A 19,849-nucleotide genomic window follows, 5' to 3' on the forward strand; every position below is an offset into this window, starting at 1 on the left:
AAAATACAAGCCAGCTTAAGGATGTCTTAAGCTGGCTTTTTGCTATACACCTCATCCTTTGTCAGTCATTTCACCTGCTGCGCTAACCAATCAGCGACATCTTCGTAGACGCTTTGTCTAATGCTTTCATTGAGGATCTCGTGCCTCATGTTTTCATATAGTTTCAAAGTGATATCACTAAATCCATCCTGCTGATGATCATTTACGGTTTGGATTACCCCTTTGCCAAAGTTTCCAATTGGATCTTGCTCCCCACTGATGAATAGGAAGGGAAAGCGCTTATTAATTTTGCTAGCCCAATTTTTCTGAGTAGCCTTACTCACTAGATTAAATAGTGTAGCGAAGCCGTTGAAGGAGAAGTCTATTCCAGAAAGTGAGTCTTGGATGAAGTTTATGCGATTTTGTTTGTCAAGGCTGAGCCAGTTTGTGCCATCTAGAGGTTGCTCATTTTTAAAGCGAGTATTATTTATTTGATCAAAGAAGGTATTGATAAACTTGCTTCTATGGGTGGGAGCGATGACATTGAGTAACTGGAAGAGAGATTTAATGATTGACATACCAAATACTTTGCCTCCAGTCCCTACGATGATGGCGCCATGAAAAGAGTTGCTTTCCTCACGCAGTAGATTTCTAGTGATGAAAGATCCCATGGAATGGCCTAGGATGAAATTTGCCACATTCGGGTATTGAGTTTTTAAAATTTCAGCTAGGTGAAAAGCGTCAGATACCAATTGCTCTGCTGCCTGTTTCTTCTTGAAAAAACCTAACTCCTTCGGCTCATTCACTGAGTGACCGTGGCCTATATGATCATAGATCAGAACCGCATATCCCTGATTTGATAGGTAAGAAGCAAATTCGACATATCTTCCACTATGTTCCTTCATCCCATGTAGGATGAGCAGTGTGGCTTTTACCGTACCATTACTTGGTAGGAGGATTTGATAGTGGTTATGAGAAAATGGCAGTTTTTTAATGGCCATGATTTTCTAATTTTGAAAGGAATGTAGTCTTAACTATTTTCGTAAAGGATATCAATATAATTAATTTACCATTATCCCTTTTCTAAAGACTTTTACTAAGTATAGTCAAAATCCCCGCTATTTTCCTTTAACTAGCGAAAACACTTTTTTCCCCACAGTCATCAAAACTACAGCTATCAGCCCACCTAGGAGCCCAAAGAGAAATTCTTTGATAATGTCAGGCCACTCGGGCAGGATATGATGCAAGTACTCGATATTGTGTACAAAAATGCCGCCTGATACGAGGATCAAGGCAATGGTACCAATCACAGCTAGGGACTTGATGACTACAGGAAGGGACTTGACCAATGCCATCCCCAGTGTCTTCAAAAAGCCTTTATTACCCGACTGCCTGATCAGCTGAAAGCCAAAATCATCCATGCGTACGATCAAGGCCACTATGCCATAAACGCCTATAGTGGCGATGATCGATACAGCAGACAGGGTGAGGATTTGCATACTCAGACTTTTGTCTAGTACTGTGCTGAGGGCGATGATGACGATCTCTACAGAGAGGATAAAATCTGTCGTGATAGCTGATTTTATTTTAGCACTTTCTAGCTCAGCTCCTTCCTTAGCTAGTGCTGAGGTAGTTTCCTTTACAGCTTGTTTTCGGTGAAAAATATACTCGATGATCTTTTCCATACCTTCATAGGCTAAGTAAAAACCTCCTACTAGTAGCAATACGATGATGGCAGTTGGCAAAAAGACATTTAATACTAAAATGATAGGTACGATGATGAGCTTGTTGATAAAGGAACCTTTGGTGATAGCCCACAGCACGGGGATTTCTCTAGAAGAGACGAAGCCAGTGGATTTCTCGGCATTGACAGCCAAGTCATCGCCAAGTATACCTGCTGTCTTTTTGGTAGCCAGCTTGGCATTGATCACTACGTCATCCATCAAAGCAGCGATGTCATCTAAAATTGCAAAAAAGCCTGAAGCCATAAGGAGAGTAAATTATAAAGTTGAATGAGTAAAAACACTTGTGAGTTAAAAGAATACTTTAAGATTCACCCCAAATATAAGCTTATAACTTGATCTGTCTATTATTGATCAACCTTTATCAAATTTGCTGTCAAGTGTTGGCATGTTTAACAGTTTTGAGCTATCATTGAATCATAAGACAACACCGTATTTTTAAACAATAATCATCAAAATACATGGTCCTCAAATACTCATTGGGAGAAAAAGATTACTTAGCATTTCAGCTTTACTATGCCTCTAGCAGTCCTAGGATTAGGACGCAGCGAAACAAGGAGTGATTGTGTGTATCTATAGCCTTTCTACTTTATGAAGTATTCTTTTATGTAAGGGGAGATGTATTTTAGCAATAAGAAGTGGTGAGATAAAATAGCGCGGGGTTTAGCTCAGTCTACTCATAACATCTTATTTATCTAGTTTTTCTTCTATTTTTCTGAGCTTTTCATTTACGGACTCCAAGCCTTTTATGATTTCGTTGATTCCATTTTTTAGAATGATGATTATCGCTCCTCCAAGGATCAGTATAGCAATCAGTATAAATAATTCCATAGGTAATTTAAAATTAAGATGTTTATAACTGTCTAAATTTTAAAATTAAAAAGTTATTTATGAAAGGATTTGCTATTTATTTCTTCTAGAGCATAGGGTTATCAATATCAAAAACTGAAACATTCTTGAGATCTGATAATGAGATTTTGAGGGTTGTTTTAAACCTTTCCGGTAAGTTTGGCTACTTAAAAGAAGATATACCTACTGAATAGAAAATCATGAAGTATTATATTCACGTTTGGTCGAGATTTAATTAGCCACAGAGAAAGTTAGAATTTGTTTTACCTTGGTTGTCAAGGCTAGTTTTAGAGGGCTTATCCTCTAGTCATCCTCTAGTTATCCCCTAGTCTTCCTCTAGTCTTCCTTTAGTTATCCTCTACTCGTTATTTATAGGTATTGATATTTGAGGGGGATTAATACTTCCTCTTTGTAGAAAGCATAACTTATTTGATGGTATCAACTGAGAATCTTTAAGTGCTAAACAGTGCTGTTTTAAAATAAAAAAATCACCCTTCCTTCTGCAACACACTCTTTCTTAGCATATCGGAAGACTTGTAGCGGTCGTCCTCTACCTCGCGGTCATTGAGGTATTCATTGATTTTGTCTCGTAGTTCAGAGGTACTGAGGTTGTGCATGATGCGGCCATTGCGCGCTAGGCTCAGTTGGCCAGTCTCCTCAGAGATGATCAGCACCAGTGTGTCTGTAGCTTCTGACATACCGATAGCTGCTCGGTGTCTCAGTCCAAACTGTGCCGGGAGATTGTCCTTCTCAGAGACAGGAAGGATACAGCGCGCTGCTTTAATGCGACCATTATAGATGATCACCCCACCATCATGCAGGGGGCTATACTTGTTGAAGATAGAAAGCAGGATGCGTTTGGAGACTAAAGCATCGATCAGATCCCCTGACTCAGCGTAAAACTTCAATTCTGAATTTCTAGAAAAGACAATCAACGCACCCGTATTGGTGGCTCCTAAGTTTTTGGCCGCCTCGATCACAGGAGTGATGTTGAAGGCATATAAGCCCTCTCGCTTGCGCCAAAAGATCAGTTCTTGAAAGATATTTTCTTTGCTAAAGATGGAAGTCTTTCCTAAGAGTAGGAGGAACTTACGGATTTCTTGCTGAAAGAGGATGATCACAGCGATCACACCGACTCCCATAAACTGTCCCAAGATGCCCCCAAGCAGCTGCATTTGCGCGGCATTGACCACGAGAGAGATGAGGTAAAGCGATAGGAAACCTAAAAATATCTTGATGGCCACACTGCCCTTCATGAGTTTGTACACTTGATACATCAAGAAACTCACTAAGACAATGTCAAAGATGTCTATCAGACCTACGTCTAAAAATCCTATTTTAAAGCCTAAAATCAAGGGTAATTTTTTTATAAAGTTTAACGACTTCTACTGCTTCTTTGACATCATGAACTCTCAAAATTGATGCCCCATTCTCAAGCGCCACCATGTGTAGCGCAGTGCTGCCATTAAGTGCCTCTTCTGGCGATATCTCTAAAGTACGATAGATCATGGATTTCCGTGACAGGCCAATGAGCAGTGGAAAGCCGATTTGTTTAAAATAACTTAAATTTTTCAACAAAAAGAAATTTTGATCGATAGTTTTAGCAAATCCTAAACCTACATCGAGGATGAGATCATGGATGCCTGCTGCTTTACATGTAGCTACCCGCTCAGCGAAGTAACTAGCTATCTCATTCAGGATATCATTATAATCAGTCATCCCCTTCATCGTCTGTGGAGTGCCGCGCATGTGCATGGCGATATATGGCACCTTAAGCTGTCCTACAATAGTGAGCATTTGCTCATCAAGCAAGCCTGCGGAGATATCATTAATGAGGTCTGCACCTGCTTCTATAGCCGCTTGGGCGACTGCTGCTCTGAAGGTGTCTATAGACAGGATGGCATCAGGGTAAGCGTCTTTGATGAGTAGGACTGCTCGCACTACACGGGATATTTCCTCATCAGTTGGTACTTCTGAAGCATCCGGTCTGGAAGAGTATCCTCCAATATCTAGGATATCTGCTCCCTCTGTGAGCATTTGCCCAGCCTTGGCTAGGATCTGGGCTTCACTATTGATCCGACTACCAGCGAAGAAAGAATCTGGAGTGACATTTATAATGCCCATTACCAGTGGTTTATCCATTGTGAGGAGCTTCCCACGGATATTGAGTGTGTAATTTGGCTTAAAAAAATTATCTTTCGTATTATATTCAGGCTTCAAAGCTAGGTCAAATTAAGAGAGCAATCGTGAAATCAGAAACTGTCAGCGAATATAACCAAGTTATCGCCTTATGTAAAGCCCTTTTTGCAAAGAAGACAAAGGACTATGGGACGGCTTGGAGGATTTTGAGACTTCCATCGATCACCGATCAGATACTGATCAAGGCACAGCGTATCCGGTCTATTCAGGAGAAGGGTGCGCAAAAGGTAGGGGATGCTATTACAGATGAGTTTGTAGGCATCATCAACTACTGTCTCATAGCGCTCATGCAAATAGCGCTTAAGGAAGATAAGCGGACAGAGATTCCTTATGATACATTAGAGCCCCTTTATGATAGCTGGGTAAATGCTACGCGTCAGTTGTTAGAAAATAAAAACCATGACTATGGAGAGGCTTGGAGAGAGATGCGTGTGAGCTCGATCACAGATATCATCCTCATGAAGCTTTTCCGTGTTAAGCAAATAGAAGACAATGCTGGCAAGACGTTAGTGTCAGAAGGGATAGAAGCCAACTATCAAGATATGATCAATTATGCAGTGTTTTGCCTGATCAAATTGGGCTATCACACATCCAAGGCAAGTTAATTATGCGTTAATCCAATCACTATGAAAAAGATCTTACTTCAGTTTTCACTCATTTTTGTGGGTGCACTCTTCATATTTTCTGGCTTGATTAAGATCAATGACCCTGTTGGCTTTGGGATCAAGTTGGAAGAGTATTTTGATGTCTTTGCCAATGACATCGCAGGCTTTTTTGATGTATTCAAACCTTGGGCATTGCCGATCGCTATTTTCGTTTCAGTGATTGAAGTTTGGTTGGGCTTAGCACTCCTTTTCAAATACAGGCTGCGCTTAGTGGCGCACATCCTTTTGGGGATGATCCTATTCTTCACTTTCTTGACTTTTTACTCAGCGTATTTCAATAAGGTGACAGATTGCGGTTGTTTTGGGGATGCGATTCCATTGACCCCGTGGCAGTCTTTTATCAAAGACATCATTCTATTGGTATTTATTGGTTTTATCTGGATTTCCCGCAAGAGTTTCTCTGTACCACACAAGGCTTACAAGCGATATGTCATAGGTAGCATTGCCATATTGACTTACGTTTTGGCGATCATAGCAGTCAATCACTTGCCATTCAAGGATTTCAGAGCCTATAAGGTGGGAAGAAATATCCCTGCTGATATGCAGCCTTCTGGACAGATCAATTACGCCTACAAAGTAAAGTTTCCTGACGGACGAGAAGAGACGCTTACTACTTATCCTGAGGAGGAAGTAGAGTTACTAGAGATGATCGTCACCAACCCAGAGGTGATGCCTAAGATCACTGATTTTAGTATTTGGAATGATGAAGGAGATCAGACAGAGTTAGCCTTTACAGGAACGAAGCTTTTTATCATCATTTATAATGTGCAAAAAAGTGAAGCGGACAATTATAAAGTCATCAGCGAGTTGATAGATCAAGTGGAGCAAGCGGGTATTGTACCTGTGATCTTGACGGCTTCTAGTGAAGCTGATATTGAGGCGCTTCGATTTGAGCATCAGTTAGCTGCACCTTTCTACTATGCAGATGCCACAGTACTCAAAACCATCATTCGATCAAATCCAGGTTTGATGCTGGTCTCTGAGGGGACGATCTTAGGTAAGTGGCATCACAATGACACCCCAAGTCTGGAGGAGATTAGCACAAAACTCAATCAGTGAACAAGATTCAGAAAATCGTTTTACTTGGATTACCAGGTAGTGGTAAAAGTCACCTTGGAAATCAACTGGCCAGTGCTTTAGGCTTCGGTTTTATTGATTTGGATGCTCAGATAGAAAGTCGAGAGCAAACAAAGATTTCGACTATTTTTAGCGAAAGAGGGGAGGCCTATTTTAGAAAAATAGAGCATGAAGTTTTGCTTGATGTACTGAATCAGGAACACCAATCTTTTGTATTGGCATTAGGAGGAGGGACTCCTTGTTTTTTTGACCACATGGATCTGATCAATGCTCATGCGATATCAGTCTTTTTAGATACTCCTTTACAGACCATTGCGCAGAGACTCTCTACAGATGAGGTGGCTAAGCGACCACTTTTCGCTGGCTCAAATCATGGAGAGCTTATCCTCAAATTAAAAAGCCTGCTCGCAGAAAGGATTTATTTCTACGAACAGGCTCAGTTCAAAATTGATTCCGCAGACATTACAGTCGAACAGCTGACTGCACTGCTTTTTGATCAGTTGGCTAGAAATTAAAGCCTACTGTCAAAATTCCTGAATTAATACGGTTCTCAAACTCTGCCACAGGCGTATCAAACGAAGTTGAGTATGGTGAATACAACGTATTGAACTTGGTATTGACAAAGGCAAAATCTACATAATAGTTTTGGAACTTCAGCCCTGCACCAAAGCTAATTGCCTGTACACTGCGGTCATAATCGCTGTCAGCATATGGATCTCCTTGTATATTATATCCTGCTCTCAATCGGAACATGTCATATCTGAATTCACCACCTAAACGGTAATTGATCGTATTTTGATAGATGTTTCTGATCGTTTGATTATCCTCTCTAGGAGAGAAATCTCTTGAGTTGATTCGCATCCTTGTATAATCTACGAATTCCACATCTGCACTGACGAAACCAAACTTCCCTGCGAAAAGTGTCGCACTTGTATTGATTCGCATAGGAGTAGTGATGCGATAGTCAGAGACAAAAACAGGAGTCTCTCCAAATTCATCGTTGAGGAAGATGGACTCTAAGTCGCCATCCTCATTGATGAATTGATATTCGAAATTATTATAAAAGGCATCTATTCTGCCAAAGCTTTCTTCTGATAGACGATAAGTGGTAGGTGTTTTGATCGTAGCTCCCAAGTTGAGCCAGTGAATAGGTTTTACAATTACACCGACAGTAGCATTGACTCCAGTACCATTGATAGCCAATGTCTCGTCTATATTAAAACCACTGATCGCAGGATCATCAAAGCTCTCGGAAAACTGGTTATTGATCGAGTAGTTCAAAGAAGAAATTCCAATGGAAGCACCGAAAAACACTTTGTTGTCATAATTACCACCATAAGAAAAATTGATATCATCTATACGGCCCCTTGTCTCTATAAGCTCACTTTGAAAAGGAGGTGCTAGTGTAAATGGGATATACTCATTTGGAAAGTTAGGATCTGGATCGATCAAGTATGAATTATAGGCAGCACCAGCCAAGCCAAATCCACCAATCTCACTAGGAGAGATCCCTGAGCCTTGTTCTACAAATGAGTCGATAATCGAGGATACACCATTTTCTCCTACATATCGCTGATTATTTCTAAAGTTACGCATGCGGCTATAGCCAATACCGAAACTACCACCTCTCCACTTACCTAGTTGTAGCGGGTCTTTGACATTGCTGATAACTAGTCCTAAGTTACCAATATTAAAATTAGAAGCATTGTCGCTGTCATTAAAGCCAAGATAGTTGCTGTCAGAACCGAAACCACTAAAGCTAGGGCTAAAGCTAATTTCTGATCTTCTGATAAAGCCTAATCCAGCTGGGTTTCCAGAAATATTGCTAATATCACCACCTAGAGACATCTGCGCACCACCGATACCCAAGACTCTGGCAGAGGCACCATATTGTGTATTGCTAAAAAGTAGGGCGTCATTGTAGTATCCAGCTGCTCCTGGTACCACTTGAGCATATATAGGCTGAGCTATAAACAGTGCTGCTACGATGCCTAGTATGTTTTTTAACCTTTTCATATGCTTGAATTTAGAGATAGTTATTCCACTGACCCTGTCCAAAGGTCATTCCATTATTTAAAAATTTCGGAAAAATTTTGGTAAAAAAAAGAGGGAATTAATTCCCTCCTCTTCTTGAGCCACCACCTGAAGAGACACTTCCTCCTCTAGATCCTCCACCTGTCGATCCTCCAGTTCTTGCAGGAGGTGAGTAGTTACTTCTACTCGGTGGAGTATAAGTAGATCTACTGTTAGAGTTAGATCTGCTTGGTGGCGTATAGGTTGATCTACTGTTCGTATTTGTTCTAGGCGCACTATAAGTGTTTCTAGTAGGTGCAGTTGGTCTGCTATAAGCGCTTCTAGTAGGTGATGTTGTTCTACTATTAGGAATATATGTAGCTCCTCTTCTGCCTGTTGCTGCTGGACTTACTCTACTGCCAGTTGTTCTAGCAGGTGCAGCGTTTCTTACTGCTGGACTGTTAGTCGGGCTATAAGTTCTGCTGTTAGTTGTTGCAGGACTGCTGACCGCACCACTTCTCATAGCTGCTGCAGATCTCGTTTGACCATTATAGTTACTTACCGAACCTGTCGCTCTACTTCTATTGTAGTACTCATTTTGAGACTTTGAGAAATCACGACTATCTGTATTCGTATTAGTATAAGCTACTCTATTTGGTCTACCAGGAGTCACATTAGCATTATTAGCAGTTGAGACATTTGGTACTGTTGATCTACCCATTCTAGAACCTCTTACGATGTCTCTAGTTGGTCTTTCCACACCTGGGTTTACGATAATTACATTTGGTCTTCCCCAGAAAGGACTTCCCCAAGGATTACCCCAGAAGCCACCGTAAGGATTGCCCCATGCGTAAGTTGGTCCCCAGAAAGGATCGTAAAATCCACCACCGATAGGACCGCCCCAGAAAGGATCATAGAAACCATTACCCCATCCCCAAGGTGAACCAAAGCCAGTTCCAAATCCAAAACCTACATTAAATCCAGTCCAAGAGTTCCAGCCTACATTCCAACCAGTATTAAACCCAGGTCTAAATCCCCATGGATCATAGAAGCCACCCCAACCAAATCTATTGAATCTGTTAAATCTACCGAAAGTATTGAATGTATTGAAGTTGTTAAATACTGGTCCAGTAGGATTATTATATCCATAGAAGTTGTTGTACACATTGATGTCCTGCTGGCCATCAGCAGTAGTATTATATTGCTGTTGTTGACCTTGAGTTTCATCATAGTAATAAGCGTCATTACTTTGGCTGCTGTAAGCATCTCTACTAGTATCGTTAGACCCTTGATTTTGCTGCTGGTAGCGAGCAATATATTCGGGGTTCACATTTCTAGCGGAGAAGTTCTCCTCCTGAAGCGTGTTATAATTCTCTTGTCTTTGATAGGATACAAAGTTTTGAGGATTATTATTAGGCACAGCTCCTTGTATGTTAGCTACAGGGCCTCCTTTGGTGGAAGCAAAGTAAACATCATCGTACTGTTCACTGCTTGAAGCCATGAAGTCAGGGCTACATGAGTACATTGTGACACCTACTCCTAATAGCACAATCTTGGGCGAAATGGACTTGAACATAGTTTTCTCCTTTCTTATTGATTTCTCCTCTAATATACGGTAATATTTATTATGGGTTTAAAAATATTAAAAACTTATATTTGTTCCTCATCTAAATAATGAAATTTTAATAGTAATATTTTATCCTATATTAATCCATTATGAGCAAGGCGTTGCCAAAAAGAAGTGAGGATTACTCACTGTGGTACAATGAGTTAGTGAAAAAAGCGGATCTGGCAGAGAACTCTGCCGTACGTGGATGCATGGTGATCAAACCCTATGGATATTCTATATGGGAAAAAATGCAGGCGCAGTTGGATAAGATGTTTAAAGATACTGGTCATACCAATGCCTACTTTCCTTTATTCATACCAAAGTCATACTTAAGTAAAGAGGCTAGCCATGTGGAAGGCTTTGCCAAAGAGTGCGCTGTAGTGACGCACTATCGTCTCAAAAATGCGGAGGATGGCAGTGGCATCGTAGTAGATCCAGACGCTAAGTTGGAGGAAGAGCTGATCGTGCGTCCTACTTCTGAGACAGTGATTTGGAGTACGTATAAAAACTGGGTGCAATCATACCGTGACTTGCCTCTTTTGATCAATCAATGGGCCAATGTAGTCAGATGGGAGATGAGAACGCGTCTATTTTTAAGAACAGCTGAGTTTCTGTGGCAAGAAGGACATACTGCGCATGCGACTAGACAAGAAGCCATGGAAGAGACTGAGCAAATGCTTGGCGTCTATGCACGATTTGCAGAGGAGTTTATGGCAATGCCAGTGATCAAAGGAGTCAAAACTGCCAACGAGCGCTTTGCTGGTGCAGATGAAACGTATTGTATAGAGGCATTGATGCAGGATGGTAAGGCACTTCAAGCAGGAACCTCACACTTCTTAGGTCAGAATTTTGCCAAGGCATTTGAGGTGAAGTTTGCCAATAAGGAAGGAAAGTTAGATTATGTCTGGGGGACTTCTTGGGGAGTAAGTACTAGACTCATGGGGGCACTGATCATGGCGCACTCCGATGATGATGGATTAGTATTGCCTCCAAAGTTGGCACCTATTCAAGTGGTGATCGTACCGATCTTTAAAAGTGAGGAGGAGCTGGAGCAAATCACTGCTGAGGTCAAGAAAATCAAAGACAAACTTTTACCAGCTGGTATTTCTGTGAAGTTTGACAATAGGGACACACATAAGCCAGGTTGGAAATTTGCCGAGTACGAACTGAAAGGTGTGCCAGTTCGTATAGCCATTGGTCCTAAAGACTTAGAAAATGGTACAGTAGAGCTAGCTAGAAGAGACACAAAGACTAAAGAGGTGTTTGATTTAAAAAATGGGGATATCCTAGAAAAAATCAGTACACTTTTGGATGATATTCAAGCCAACATCTATCAAAAGGCATTTGACTACAGAGCTGCCCACATCACTGAGGTCAATTCTTATGAAGAGTTCAAGGAAGTGCTTGAGGGAAAAGGGGGCTTCATCTCTGCGCACTGGGACGGTACTTCTGAGACGGAGACGCGTATCAAAGAAGAGACTAAAGCCACTATTCGTTGTATTCCTTTGGATCAAAAGCAAGAGGATGGCAGCTGTATCTTGACAGGTAAGCCATCAAAAGGTCGTGTGATTTTTGCAAAGGCATATTGATACAAGGCTAGAATTTGTATATTGAGAAAAATATAAGCAAATGATAGAATGGATTGGGCTCATCGTACTAGCAGGACTAGGACTTGTACTGATTTTAGCGGAGATCATATTTGTGCCAGGAACCACTATAGTAGGAATCTTAGGCGTTTGTTTTTCTGCGATCAGTGTGTTCTTTGCTTTTAGTTATTTTGGTCCAACCATTGGTTATATCTTTTTGACACTCACTTTAGGAGTGAGCTTGTTTGCCTTGATTTATGGATTTAGATCTGGGGCTTGGGATAAATATAGTCTCAAGAGCTCTATAAATTCCAGAGTCAATGAAGGTGTTCATGATGGTCTGGAAGTAGGTCAAGAAGGGGAGGCACTTTCAGATATTAAGCCAGTAGGCAAAGCAGATATTTTTGGAAAAGTATATGAAGTAAAGTCTACTGGTACCTATGTGCCAGCTGGTACTAAGGTCAAAATCATTAGTTTGAAAGATAATAGAATCACAATTGAACCCTTAATTTAATTAATATGGATGGTAACATTTTAGTCATTGTGGCGCTTTTCGCGTCCATTATAGTTCTTTTTATATTTCTCTATTTCGTACCTGTCAATCTATGGATCACGGCTCAATTTGCCAGTGTGAGAGTTGGTTTGTTGGAGCTAGTTGGGATGAGAATCAGAAAAGTACCACCAAGTATTATTGTTAATTCATTGATTACATCGACTAAGGCTGGTCTTTCTTTGACAACAAATGATCTAGAGACACACTTTCTAGCAGGAGGTAATGTGCCAAATGTAATCAGAGCTTTAATCTCTGCTGATAAGGCTAATATCAACCTATCTTTTAAGCAGGCTACAGCTATTGACTTAGCGGGTAGAGACGTATTCGAGGCTGTTCAGATATCTGTCAATCCAAAAGTAATCACTACTCCTAAAGTAGCAGCAGTAGCCGCAGATGGTATCCAATTGATCGCTATTGCTAGAGTGACCGTTCGTGCTAACATCCAACAGCTAGTCGGTGGTGCTGGTGAGGATACGATCTTAGCCAGAGTAGGTGAGGGTATCGTTACCTCTATCGGTTCTGCTAATTCACATAAGAACGTACTAGAAAATCCTGATAAGATTTCTAAACTCGTACTTCAGAGAGGGCTAGATGCCGGTACAGCTTTTGAAATCCTGTCTATCGATATCGCAGACGTAGATGTAGGAACAAACATCGGTGCTAAACTTCAAATAGACCAGGCAACAGCAGATCTTAAGGTCGCAGAAGCTAAGGCCGAGGAAAGAAGAGCCATGGCCGTAGCTGAAGAGCAAGAAATGCGCGCAAAAGCACAAGAAGCAAGAGCAAAGGTAATAGAAGCAGAAGCACAAGTGCCTCAAGCTATCGCAGAAGCTTTCAGAAATGGTCAGTTAGGTGTGATGGATTACTATCGCATGCAAAACATCCAGGCAGATACTGACATGAGAGAAACTATCTCAAACTCAGGAGATAGCTCCAAATCTGGTGGCAAATCCACTAAGAAATAAAGTAATTGAGGCTCGATTTATTCGAGCCTCTTGTTTTTAATCGTTATTCCATAGCGGTTTTATCCATTCATACCGATATAATTATATTTTTTTGAATTAAATGTTTGAGTAAAGCGTTTAGTGATTATATTTATAAAAATTCCAATCAACCTCAAATACCCACCCACACACATTACATTTCAATTACCATTATCCATTACACATGCTAGCACCAAGATTTAACACTAAGGGAACCTTCCACTTAGAGCTTAAAAACAGAATTTCTGCTTACTTTCAAGAAGTAGGTAAGTCAAGTACCGGTAATTACAAGTTATTTATCAAAGCCATTTTAATGGTTATCAGCTTTATTGCTGTTTATGTTCATCTAGTTTTCTTTACACCTCCTACACTTCTGGCTTTAGCAGAGTGTCTGTTATTAGGAGCGCTCACGGCTTTCATCGGCTTCAATGTCATGCATGATGGCGCGCATGGTAGTTTCAGTAAATACACTTGGGTCAACAAATTGGCAGGTTCTTCTATCAATTTCTTAGGAGCCAATGTCTTTATGTGGAGCACCAAACACAATGTAGTGCATCACTCTTTTACTAATATCAATGAAGTAGATGATGACATCGATGCTAGACCTTTCTTGAGGCTTTGTGATTCACAAAAACGATATGGCATCCATAAGTATCAGCATATATATGCGATAGCAGCTTATTCATTACTGTATCTATACTGGGTTTTCTTCACAGACTATGAGAAGTACTTTACCAAAAAGGTAGGTAATATGCCAATGGCCAAAATGAAAGTGAGAGATCATATTTCTTTCTGGGGCTTCAAAGCTTTGCATTTAGTTTTATTCCTAGCGATTCCCATTTATTTCATAGGCTTCTGGCCATGGTTGATAGGATTTGTAATCTATGGAATGTTTGCAGGAATTGTACTTAGTGTGGTATTCCAGCTGGCACATACTGTAGAAGATACACATTTCCCATTGCCAGATGCTGAAACTAATCGTATCGAAGATGAGTGGGCTATCCATCAGTTGAAAACTACAGCTAACTTCGCTACTAATAACAAGATCATCTCTTGGTTCTTGGGAGGACTTAATTTTCAAATAGAGCATCACCTTTTCCCAAAAGTGTCGCATGTACACTATCCTGAGATCAGCAAGATCATTAAGCAAGTTTGTCAAGAATATAATATTCCTTACATAGAATATCCGAAGATGAGAGTGGCTTTTGCTTCCCATATTTCTCATTTGAAAAATTTAGGGAGAGCCTAATCACTTCCTATTTAACATAAAAAAGGGATGCTGTATAATTACAACATCCCTTTTTCTTTTCTATTCAGATTCTATTTTAGTTCCCCGGAGAAACTCCTCTATCTTGAGTCGTTTTTTGCCCTCCATCTGAATTTCTAAAATGGCTATCTGATGATCTTTAGCATGAAAATGTAGATGAGTTTTACCATCTGTACTAAAACTCCCAGGAGTCTTTGTTGCTTTTTGATCAGTCACTTTTGTAGCGTAGATCTTACAAGTTTTCTCCTGAAATGTAGTCCACGCAGCAGGATATGGAGATAATCCCCTTACTAAGTTATGGATTTCCAAAGCTGGTTTTTGCCAGTCTATTTCACATGTTTCTTTAAAGATTTTTGGCGCATGATGTTTGAAGTCGGCTTCATTTTGGGATAATTGAGGGTAATCACCAGAAGTGATCGCAGCAACTGTTTTTACTACTAGTTTAGCTCCCTTATTCATTAGTCTCTCATAGAGTGTCCCTACATTATCCTCAGGATGGATTGGTTCTTTTTCTTGAAAGATTATATTACCCGTATCTATTTCATGCTTTAAGAAAAATGTGGTGATACCTGTTTCTTTTTCACCATTGATGATGGCCCAGTTGATTGGGGCAGCGCCACGATAATTAGGAAGTAGGGAAGCATGTAGGTTGAAAGTACCCATGGGAGGCATGTTCCAAACGACCTCAGGCAACATGCGAAAAGCTACTACAATCTGAAGATCCGCTTGATAACTGCTTAATTCCTCTATAAATGTTGGACTTTTGAGATTGGTCGGTTGTAAGACCGGAATCTGTAGTCTGAGAGCCTCATCTTTAACTGGAGACCCTGTCAAAACACGTCCTCTTCCTTGCGGCTTGTCGGGTGCAGTGATCACAGCTACTACATGATAGCCTGCTTCGACTAATGCTGTCAAACTGGGTACAGCAAACTCAGGCGTACCCATATATATAATGCGTAATTTTTTATCCATGCTTAAGGGTAAATCAAATATTTCTTTCTCATCGATTGGTAAGCTGCCAGTGGCTCTGACCAGCTAAACCTTATCTCTTCTTCCGATAAACCTGCGATGATTTGAGCTTTGAGTTCATCAGTGCCAGCCAATTTGTCAAAAAAAGCATTAAAGAACTTCTCAGATCTTCCACTAGCTTCATAGGCTTTGAGTAGATAAGACAAGCTGAACTGACCTTTTATGGGGGCTTTTCTCAAATCCTCTCCATAACAAAGCTTATCCTTGTGTGGAGGTTGTGTGGCTCCTGTCTTAGCTTTGGGTGTAAATGTAAATTGACCATAAGCCTTGTCAGGGAAGCCATAAACTTGGAATGGAAAATCTGTTCCTCTACCGACTGATACATCCGTACCTTCGAATAAGCACAAGGATGGATAAAGTCGGATAGCCTGATCATTGGGTAGGTTAGGAGAAGGTTTGATAGGTAAACTATAAGCTGTTTGATGCGTATAGTTTTTGACTGGAATGACTGTCAAATCACAGCTAAGCTTGTTTGCTAGCCACTTTTCACCATTGATCATTTGAGCGAGCTCACCTACTGTCAACCCATGTACGATAGGGATGGGATGCATTCCAACAAATGAACTGAATTCCTTTTCTAAGATTGGTCCATCGATGTAGTCACCATTAGGATTAGGACGATCTAGTACGATGAGTTTTTTGCCTGACTCTGCACAGGCTTCCATGACATAATGGAGTGTAGAGATATAGGTATAGAAGCGAGCTCCCACATCTTGTAAGTCAAAAATGACAATATCCACGTCTGCTAAAGCTTCTTTGCTAGGTTTTTTATTGGCACCATAAAGTGAGATGATCGGCAGGCCAGTTTTTTCATCTATCTCATTATTGATAGTAGCACCAGCATCTGCCTGACCTCTGATACCATGTTCTGGGGCAAATACTTTGTTGACCAAGACACCTTCTAGTAAGAGGAAGTCAACTAAATGCTTGTTTTTGACAGTGGAGGTTTGGTTGACTACTAAGGCTACTTTTTTGCCTATGAGCAAATCGAGGTAGCGCTCAGGTTGCTCAGCGCCTACAATGATATCAGCTGAGAGAGGTTGTTCCGTTTTTTCAGCAGTTGACTTGCACTGAAAGCCCGTGATCAGCAATAATGTCAAGAGGAATGTATATTTTAGCATGGATTTTTCAATTGCTCAATCAAAATTACAACATCTTTGAACCTTTCCTATTTCATAGCTCAAAGAATCAAAGTCAAACAAGGAAATGGCTTTTCTTCGACAATCCATCAAATAGCTGTAGCGAGTATTGCCATTGGTTTGGCGATCATTTTAGTGTCTTTTTTGATTTTTGGAGGGTTCAAAAAAACAATTAGTGATAAAGTTTTCAACTTAGCGGGACACTATCAAGTATCAAAATACACTTTAGTAGAGGATTTTGAAGAGCCTCCTATCAGTAAGCGAAGTGAGTTTTATGAGCAGGTAGGAGACTATCCATTTGTATCGCATGTGCAAACTTATGCGCACAAAGCTGGCCTGCTCAAAGGAGAAGAGGAAGTGGATGGTGTCATACTCAAAGGCGTTGAGGCTAATTTTGATACTCTACGGTTTCAGCCTTTGATCCAGTCAGGTAGGATGATTGATTTTAGTGATAGCAATGCCATCAACCAAATAGTCTTGAGTGAGAAGATCGCAAATCGTATGCAGCTTGCTGTGGGAGACCGTGTGCTAATGTATTTTGTACAAGATCCTCCTAGATTTAGAAGATTGACTGTTGTGGGTATCTATAATTCCGCATTAGAGGAATTTGATAATAGGTTGGTCATAGGTCATCTCGATCTTATCAGAAGGCTCAATGGCTGGTCTGAGGATCAAGTAGGGGGCTATGAAGTGTTCATCAATCAGGCAGAGGAGATCGAAGCTCGTACTGCTGCACTCGTTGATATCTTGGACTTTGATTTGAAGCTTGAGCGTAGTACAGATAAGTACATGGAGATATTTGACTGGCTCACTTTGATCGGTCGCAATGTTAGGATTTTTCTAGTCTTGATCGTATTCGTAGCATGTTTCAATATGGTTTCGATACTTTTTATCCTCATCATGGAGCGCACGCAGATGATTGGATTACTCAAATCAATGGGAGCTACTCATAGACTGATCAGCAGGATTTTTGTCTTCAATGGTGTAAAGATTGTCTTAAAAGGCTTGCTTATCGGAAACGTGATAGGCCAGGGCTTTGGTTTGTTACAATATCAATTTAGATTGATTCCTCTAGATCCTGCAAACTACTACATGACTTATGTGCCTATTGCTTGGGATTGGTTGATGATTATTGCACTAAATGTCTTGGTATTTACTTCGGTAGCTTTGGTGCAGTTTTTACCTACAGTGATCATTTCTGGTATCTCACCGATCAAGGCAATCAAGTTTGATTAGGAATGGCTTGGTAACGGTTAAAAAGTGAGTTGATTTTCATAGAGATCACACCAAATACAGCTTCTTTAAATATGCCAGAGGACATCTTAGAACTACCCCTTGTGCGGTCAGTAAAGATAATAGGCACCTCCTTGATCTTGAAGCCATGCAGCCATGCAGTGAATTTCATTTCTATTTGAAAAGCATATCCGATAAACTTGATATTATCAAGGTTGATGCATTCTAAGACACGTCTATGATAACATTTAAATCCCGCTGTAGTATCTTGTATCTCCATGCCTGTGATGAATCTCACATATTTACTAGCGAAGTAGGACATCAAAACTCTGCCCATTGGCCAGTTGACCACATTCACACCATTGATGTAGCGTGATCCTATGGCCATATCATTTCCCTCTTCGGCACAAGCTTCATAGAGTTTGACAAGATCTTGCGGATTGTGAGAGAAGTCTGCATCCATTTCAAAAATGTACGTATACTGATGCTCCAGAGCATATTTGAAACCTGTGATGTAGGCTGTTCCTAGACCTAGTTTGCCTTCTCGGCTGATTAAGTGCAGGCGATTAGGATAGTCTTTTTGAAGGTCTCTAATAATGTCAGCAGTACCATCAGGGGAAGCATCATCTATGATCAATAACTCAAATTCACCAGGCAGATTCAATATAGCTGAGATGATATCAGCTACATTTTCACGTTCATTGTAAGTAGGTATGATGACGAGTTTATCTTTCATTAGTAAATGGCTAAGATTCAAAAATAAGGAAATTCATGGAAGGAGAAAGCCTTCATTTGAATTTTTTAGAATCATTCTAATTTATTCAACACGCATATGTGTTAAAATTCAAGTTGATCCTTGATTAGGATTTATTTGAAACCACCTGAAATTTATCTAGGTAAATTTGATCAAAGGTTATGATTCAGACGGCTTCTTTATTTCCTTTGCAGCCTAATGAAACCATAGTATCCCAATGAAAATAGCCTTGATTACTTGCCCAGATTTACTCAACTATAACGATAATGTTGAAAGTGAAGATGAGTTGCTGTATAAGTTTTTGACGACAAAAGGTGCTTCGGTGACTTTTGAGATTTGGTCTGATCCTAATGTGCTTTGGGGACAGTACGATCTTTTAGTGGTCAAATCACCTTGGGATTATTTTGATCGCTATGCAGAATTCACCGCTTGGCTAGCTTCTATGAAGTCTGCCGGTTACCCTATGGTTAATTCGGTTGACATTATCCAATGGAATGCGGATAAGCATTATCTATCAGAGATTGAAGCTGCTGGTTTTGACATCGTACCAAGTGTATGGGTCGAAAAAGGAGAGGAGATAGATTTATCCACTTTCTTTGGTCGCTTTGATACTGATCAACTGATCGTCAAGCCATGTGTCAGTGGAGGGGCTAAGCATACTTACAAGCTGAATCGCGAGTTAGCAGTAGCCAAGCAGGTGGAGATTCAGGCTTTGATCATGGAAGAGTCTTTTTTGATTCAGCCCTTTGTAGAGGAGATCGCCTCTGAGGGTGAGTGGTCCATGATTTATTTTGGAGGACAGTTTAGTCACAGTGTGTTGAAGACCGCTAAACCAGGAGACTTCAGGGTGCAACATTTTTTAGGTGGCACTATTCATACCCCTGCGTTGCCTGCGGAGATCAGAGCTTACGGAGACGCCTTGATGACACAGTTTGGTCAAGAGACCTTGTATGCTAGGGTAGATGGGGTGAGAAGAAAGGATGGCTCATTTCAACTCATGGAATTAGAGTTAATCGAACCCTTTTTGTTTTTATTCACACACACTGACGCCAAGGAAAACTACTGGCAAGCCCTTCAGCAAATTCATTCCTCTCTGACAAAGCAGTAAGTATTCATATTGGTAGATCTTTAAGCTTAGAGACACTATTTGTCTCATATTTCACAGCTTTTGT

19 protein-coding genes are annotated in these 19,849 nt (G+C 40.5%); 9 read left to right on the top strand and 10 right to left on the bottom strand.

Going from position 1 to position 19,849, the window contains the following annotated elements; all coding sequences use genetic code 11:
• Nucleotides 1-65 precede the first annotated feature (65 nt).
• From I5349_RS01250 to folP, 5 genes are all read right to left on the bottom strand, one after another.
• Nucleotides 66-980, bottom strand: coding sequence for an alpha/beta fold hydrolase (locus I5349_RS01250; protein WP_226388905.1), 915 nt, complete (start codon nt 978-980; stop codon nt 66-68).
• A gap of 117 nt (nt 981-1,097) precedes the next feature.
• Nucleotides 1,098-1,967 (bottom strand): DUF808 domain-containing protein, encoded by an 870-nt coding sequence (locus I5349_RS01255; RefSeq protein ID WP_226388906.1) that lies wholly within the window; start codon nt 1,965-1,967, stop codon nt 1,098-1,100.
• Between the two features lie 441 nt (nt 1,968-2,408).
• On the bottom strand, nt 2,409-2,552 hold the full coding sequence (locus I5349_RS01260; RefSeq protein WP_226388907.1) for a hypothetical protein: 144 nt from the start codon (nt 2,550-2,552) through the stop codon (nt 2,409-2,411).
• A gap of 506 nt (nt 2,553-3,058) precedes the next feature.
• On the bottom strand, nt 3,059-3,925 hold the full coding sequence (gene cdaA, locus I5349_RS01265; RefSeq protein ID WP_226388908.1) for a diadenylate cyclase CdaA: 867 nt from the start codon (nt 3,923-3,925) through the stop codon (nt 3,059-3,061).
• On the bottom strand, nt 3,909-4,694 hold the full coding sequence (folP, locus tag I5349_RS01270; RefSeq protein WP_262895342.1) for a dihydropteroate synthase: 786 nt from the start codon (nt 4,692-4,694) through the stop codon (nt 3,909-3,911). The genes cdaA and folP overlap by 17 nt, the downstream gene beginning before the upstream one ends.
• Before the next feature lie 122 nt (nt 4,695-4,816).
• Between folP and I5349_RS01275 the strand changes: the two genes are divergently transcribed.
• Genes I5349_RS01275 through I5349_RS01285 form a run of 3 tightly spaced genes read left to right on the top strand, consistent with a single transcriptional unit; the run spans nt 4,817 to nt 7,026 of the window.
• Nucleotides 4,817-5,374, top strand: a complete 558-nt coding sequence (locus tag I5349_RS01275; RefSeq protein ID WP_226388910.1) for a DUF1599 domain-containing protein — start codon at nt 4,817-4,819, stop codon at nt 5,372-5,374.
• Nucleotides 5,375-5,395: 21 nt separating this feature from the next.
• Nucleotides 5,396-6,493: a BT_3928 family protein gene (locus tag I5349_RS01280; protein WP_226388911.1), complete on the top strand. Its 1,098-nt coding sequence runs from the start codon at nt 5,396-5,398 to the stop codon at nt 6,491-6,493.
• Nucleotides 6,490-7,026 carry a shikimate kinase gene (locus I5349_RS01285; RefSeq protein ID WP_226388912.1) on the top strand — a complete coding sequence of 179 codons (537 nt, stop codon included), beginning with the start codon at nt 6,490-6,492 and terminating at the stop codon, nt 7,024-7,026. The genes I5349_RS01280 and I5349_RS01285 overlap by 4 nt, the downstream gene beginning before the upstream one ends.
• Here the strand turns inward: I5349_RS01285 and I5349_RS01290 are convergent.
• Together I5349_RS01290 and I5349_RS01295 are read right to left on the bottom strand one after the other, a co-directional pair.
• Nucleotides 7,016-8,527: an OmpP1/FadL family transporter gene (locus I5349_RS01290; RefSeq protein ID WP_226388913.1), complete on the bottom strand. Its 1,512-nt coding sequence runs from the start codon at nt 8,525-8,527 to the stop codon at nt 7,016-7,018. The two genes, I5349_RS01285 and I5349_RS01290, sit on opposite strands and share 11 nt — an antisense overlap.
• Before the next feature lie 97 nt (nt 8,528-8,624).
• The gene (locus I5349_RS01295; protein WP_226388914.1) at nt 8,625-10,025 is read right to left on the bottom strand and encodes a hypothetical protein; all 1,401 of its coding nucleotides are present in this window, start codon (nt 10,023-10,025) and stop codon (nt 8,625-8,627) included.
• 215 nt (nt 10,026-10,240) lie between these two features.
• On the opposite strand from I5349_RS01295, the gene proS reads away from it, so the two are divergent.
• The 4 genes from proS to I5349_RS01315 all read left to right on the top strand — a co-directional run bounded on the left by proS (nt 10,241) and on the right by I5349_RS01315 (nt 14,504).
• Entirely contained in the window at nt 10,241-11,722 is a 1,482-nt protein-coding gene (gene proS / locus I5349_RS01300; RefSeq protein ID WP_226388915.1) for a proline--tRNA ligase, read from the top strand.
• Nucleotides 11,723-11,762: 40 nt separating this feature from the next.
• Complete coding sequence (locus I5349_RS01305) at nt 11,763-12,233, top strand: NfeD family protein (RefSeq protein ID WP_226388916.1); 471 nt, start codon at nt 11,763-11,765, stop codon at nt 12,231-12,233.
• Between the two features lie 5 nt (nt 12,234-12,238).
• Nucleotides 12,239-13,237, top strand: coding sequence for a flotillin-like protein FloA (floA, locus tag I5349_RS01310; RefSeq protein WP_226388917.1), 999 nt, complete (start codon nt 12,239-12,241; stop codon nt 13,235-13,237).
• Between the two features lie 202 nt (nt 13,238-13,439).
• Nucleotides 13,440-14,504 (top strand): fatty acid desaturase family protein, encoded by a 1,065-nt coding sequence (locus I5349_RS01315; protein WP_226388918.1) that lies wholly within the window; start codon nt 13,440-13,442, stop codon nt 14,502-14,504.
• A gap of 60 nt (nt 14,505-14,564) precedes the next feature.
• Here I5349_RS01315 and fmt read toward each other — a convergent pair whose 3' ends face one another.
• Entirely contained in the window at nt 14,565-15,494 is a 930-nt protein-coding gene (gene fmt / locus I5349_RS01320) for a methionyl-tRNA formyltransferase (RefSeq protein ID WP_226388919.1), read from the bottom strand.
• Nucleotides 15,495-15,496: 2 nt separating this feature from the next.
• Nucleotides 15,497-16,672 carry an exo-beta-N-acetylmuramidase NamZ family protein gene (locus I5349_RS01325; RefSeq protein ID WP_226388920.1) on the bottom strand — a complete coding sequence of 392 codons (1,176 nt, stop codon included), beginning with the start codon at nt 16,670-16,672 and terminating at the stop codon, nt 15,497-15,499.
• 36 nt (nt 16,673-16,708) lie between these two features.
• Here I5349_RS01325 and I5349_RS01330 point away from each other — a divergent pair, with 36 nt between their 5' ends.
• The gene (locus tag I5349_RS01330) at nt 16,709-17,926 is read left to right on the top strand and encodes an ABC transporter permease (protein ID WP_226388921.1); all 1,218 of its coding nucleotides are present in this window, start codon (nt 16,709-16,711) and stop codon (nt 17,924-17,926) included.
• Here I5349_RS01330 and I5349_RS01335 read toward each other — a convergent pair.
• Nucleotides 17,913-18,659 (bottom strand): polyprenol monophosphomannose synthase, encoded by a 747-nt coding sequence (locus I5349_RS01335; protein WP_226388922.1) that lies wholly within the window; start codon nt 18,657-18,659, stop codon nt 17,913-17,915. The two genes, I5349_RS01330 and I5349_RS01335, sit on opposite strands and share 14 nt — an antisense overlap.
• A gap of 235 nt (nt 18,660-18,894) precedes the next feature.
• On the opposite strand from I5349_RS01335, the gene I5349_RS01340 reads away from it, so the two are divergent.
• Nucleotides 18,895-19,785 carry an ATP-grasp domain-containing protein gene (locus I5349_RS01340; protein WP_226388923.1) on the top strand — a complete coding sequence of 297 codons (891 nt, stop codon included), beginning with the start codon at nt 18,895-18,897 and terminating at the stop codon, nt 19,783-19,785.
• Nucleotides 19,786-19,849: the final 64 nt, after the last annotated feature.

The organism is Penaeicola halotolerans (assembly GCF_016464625.1).
GTDB classification, from domain to species: Bacteria; Bacteroidota; Bacteroidia; order Cytophagales; family Cyclobacteriaceae; genus Penaeicola; species Penaeicola halotolerans.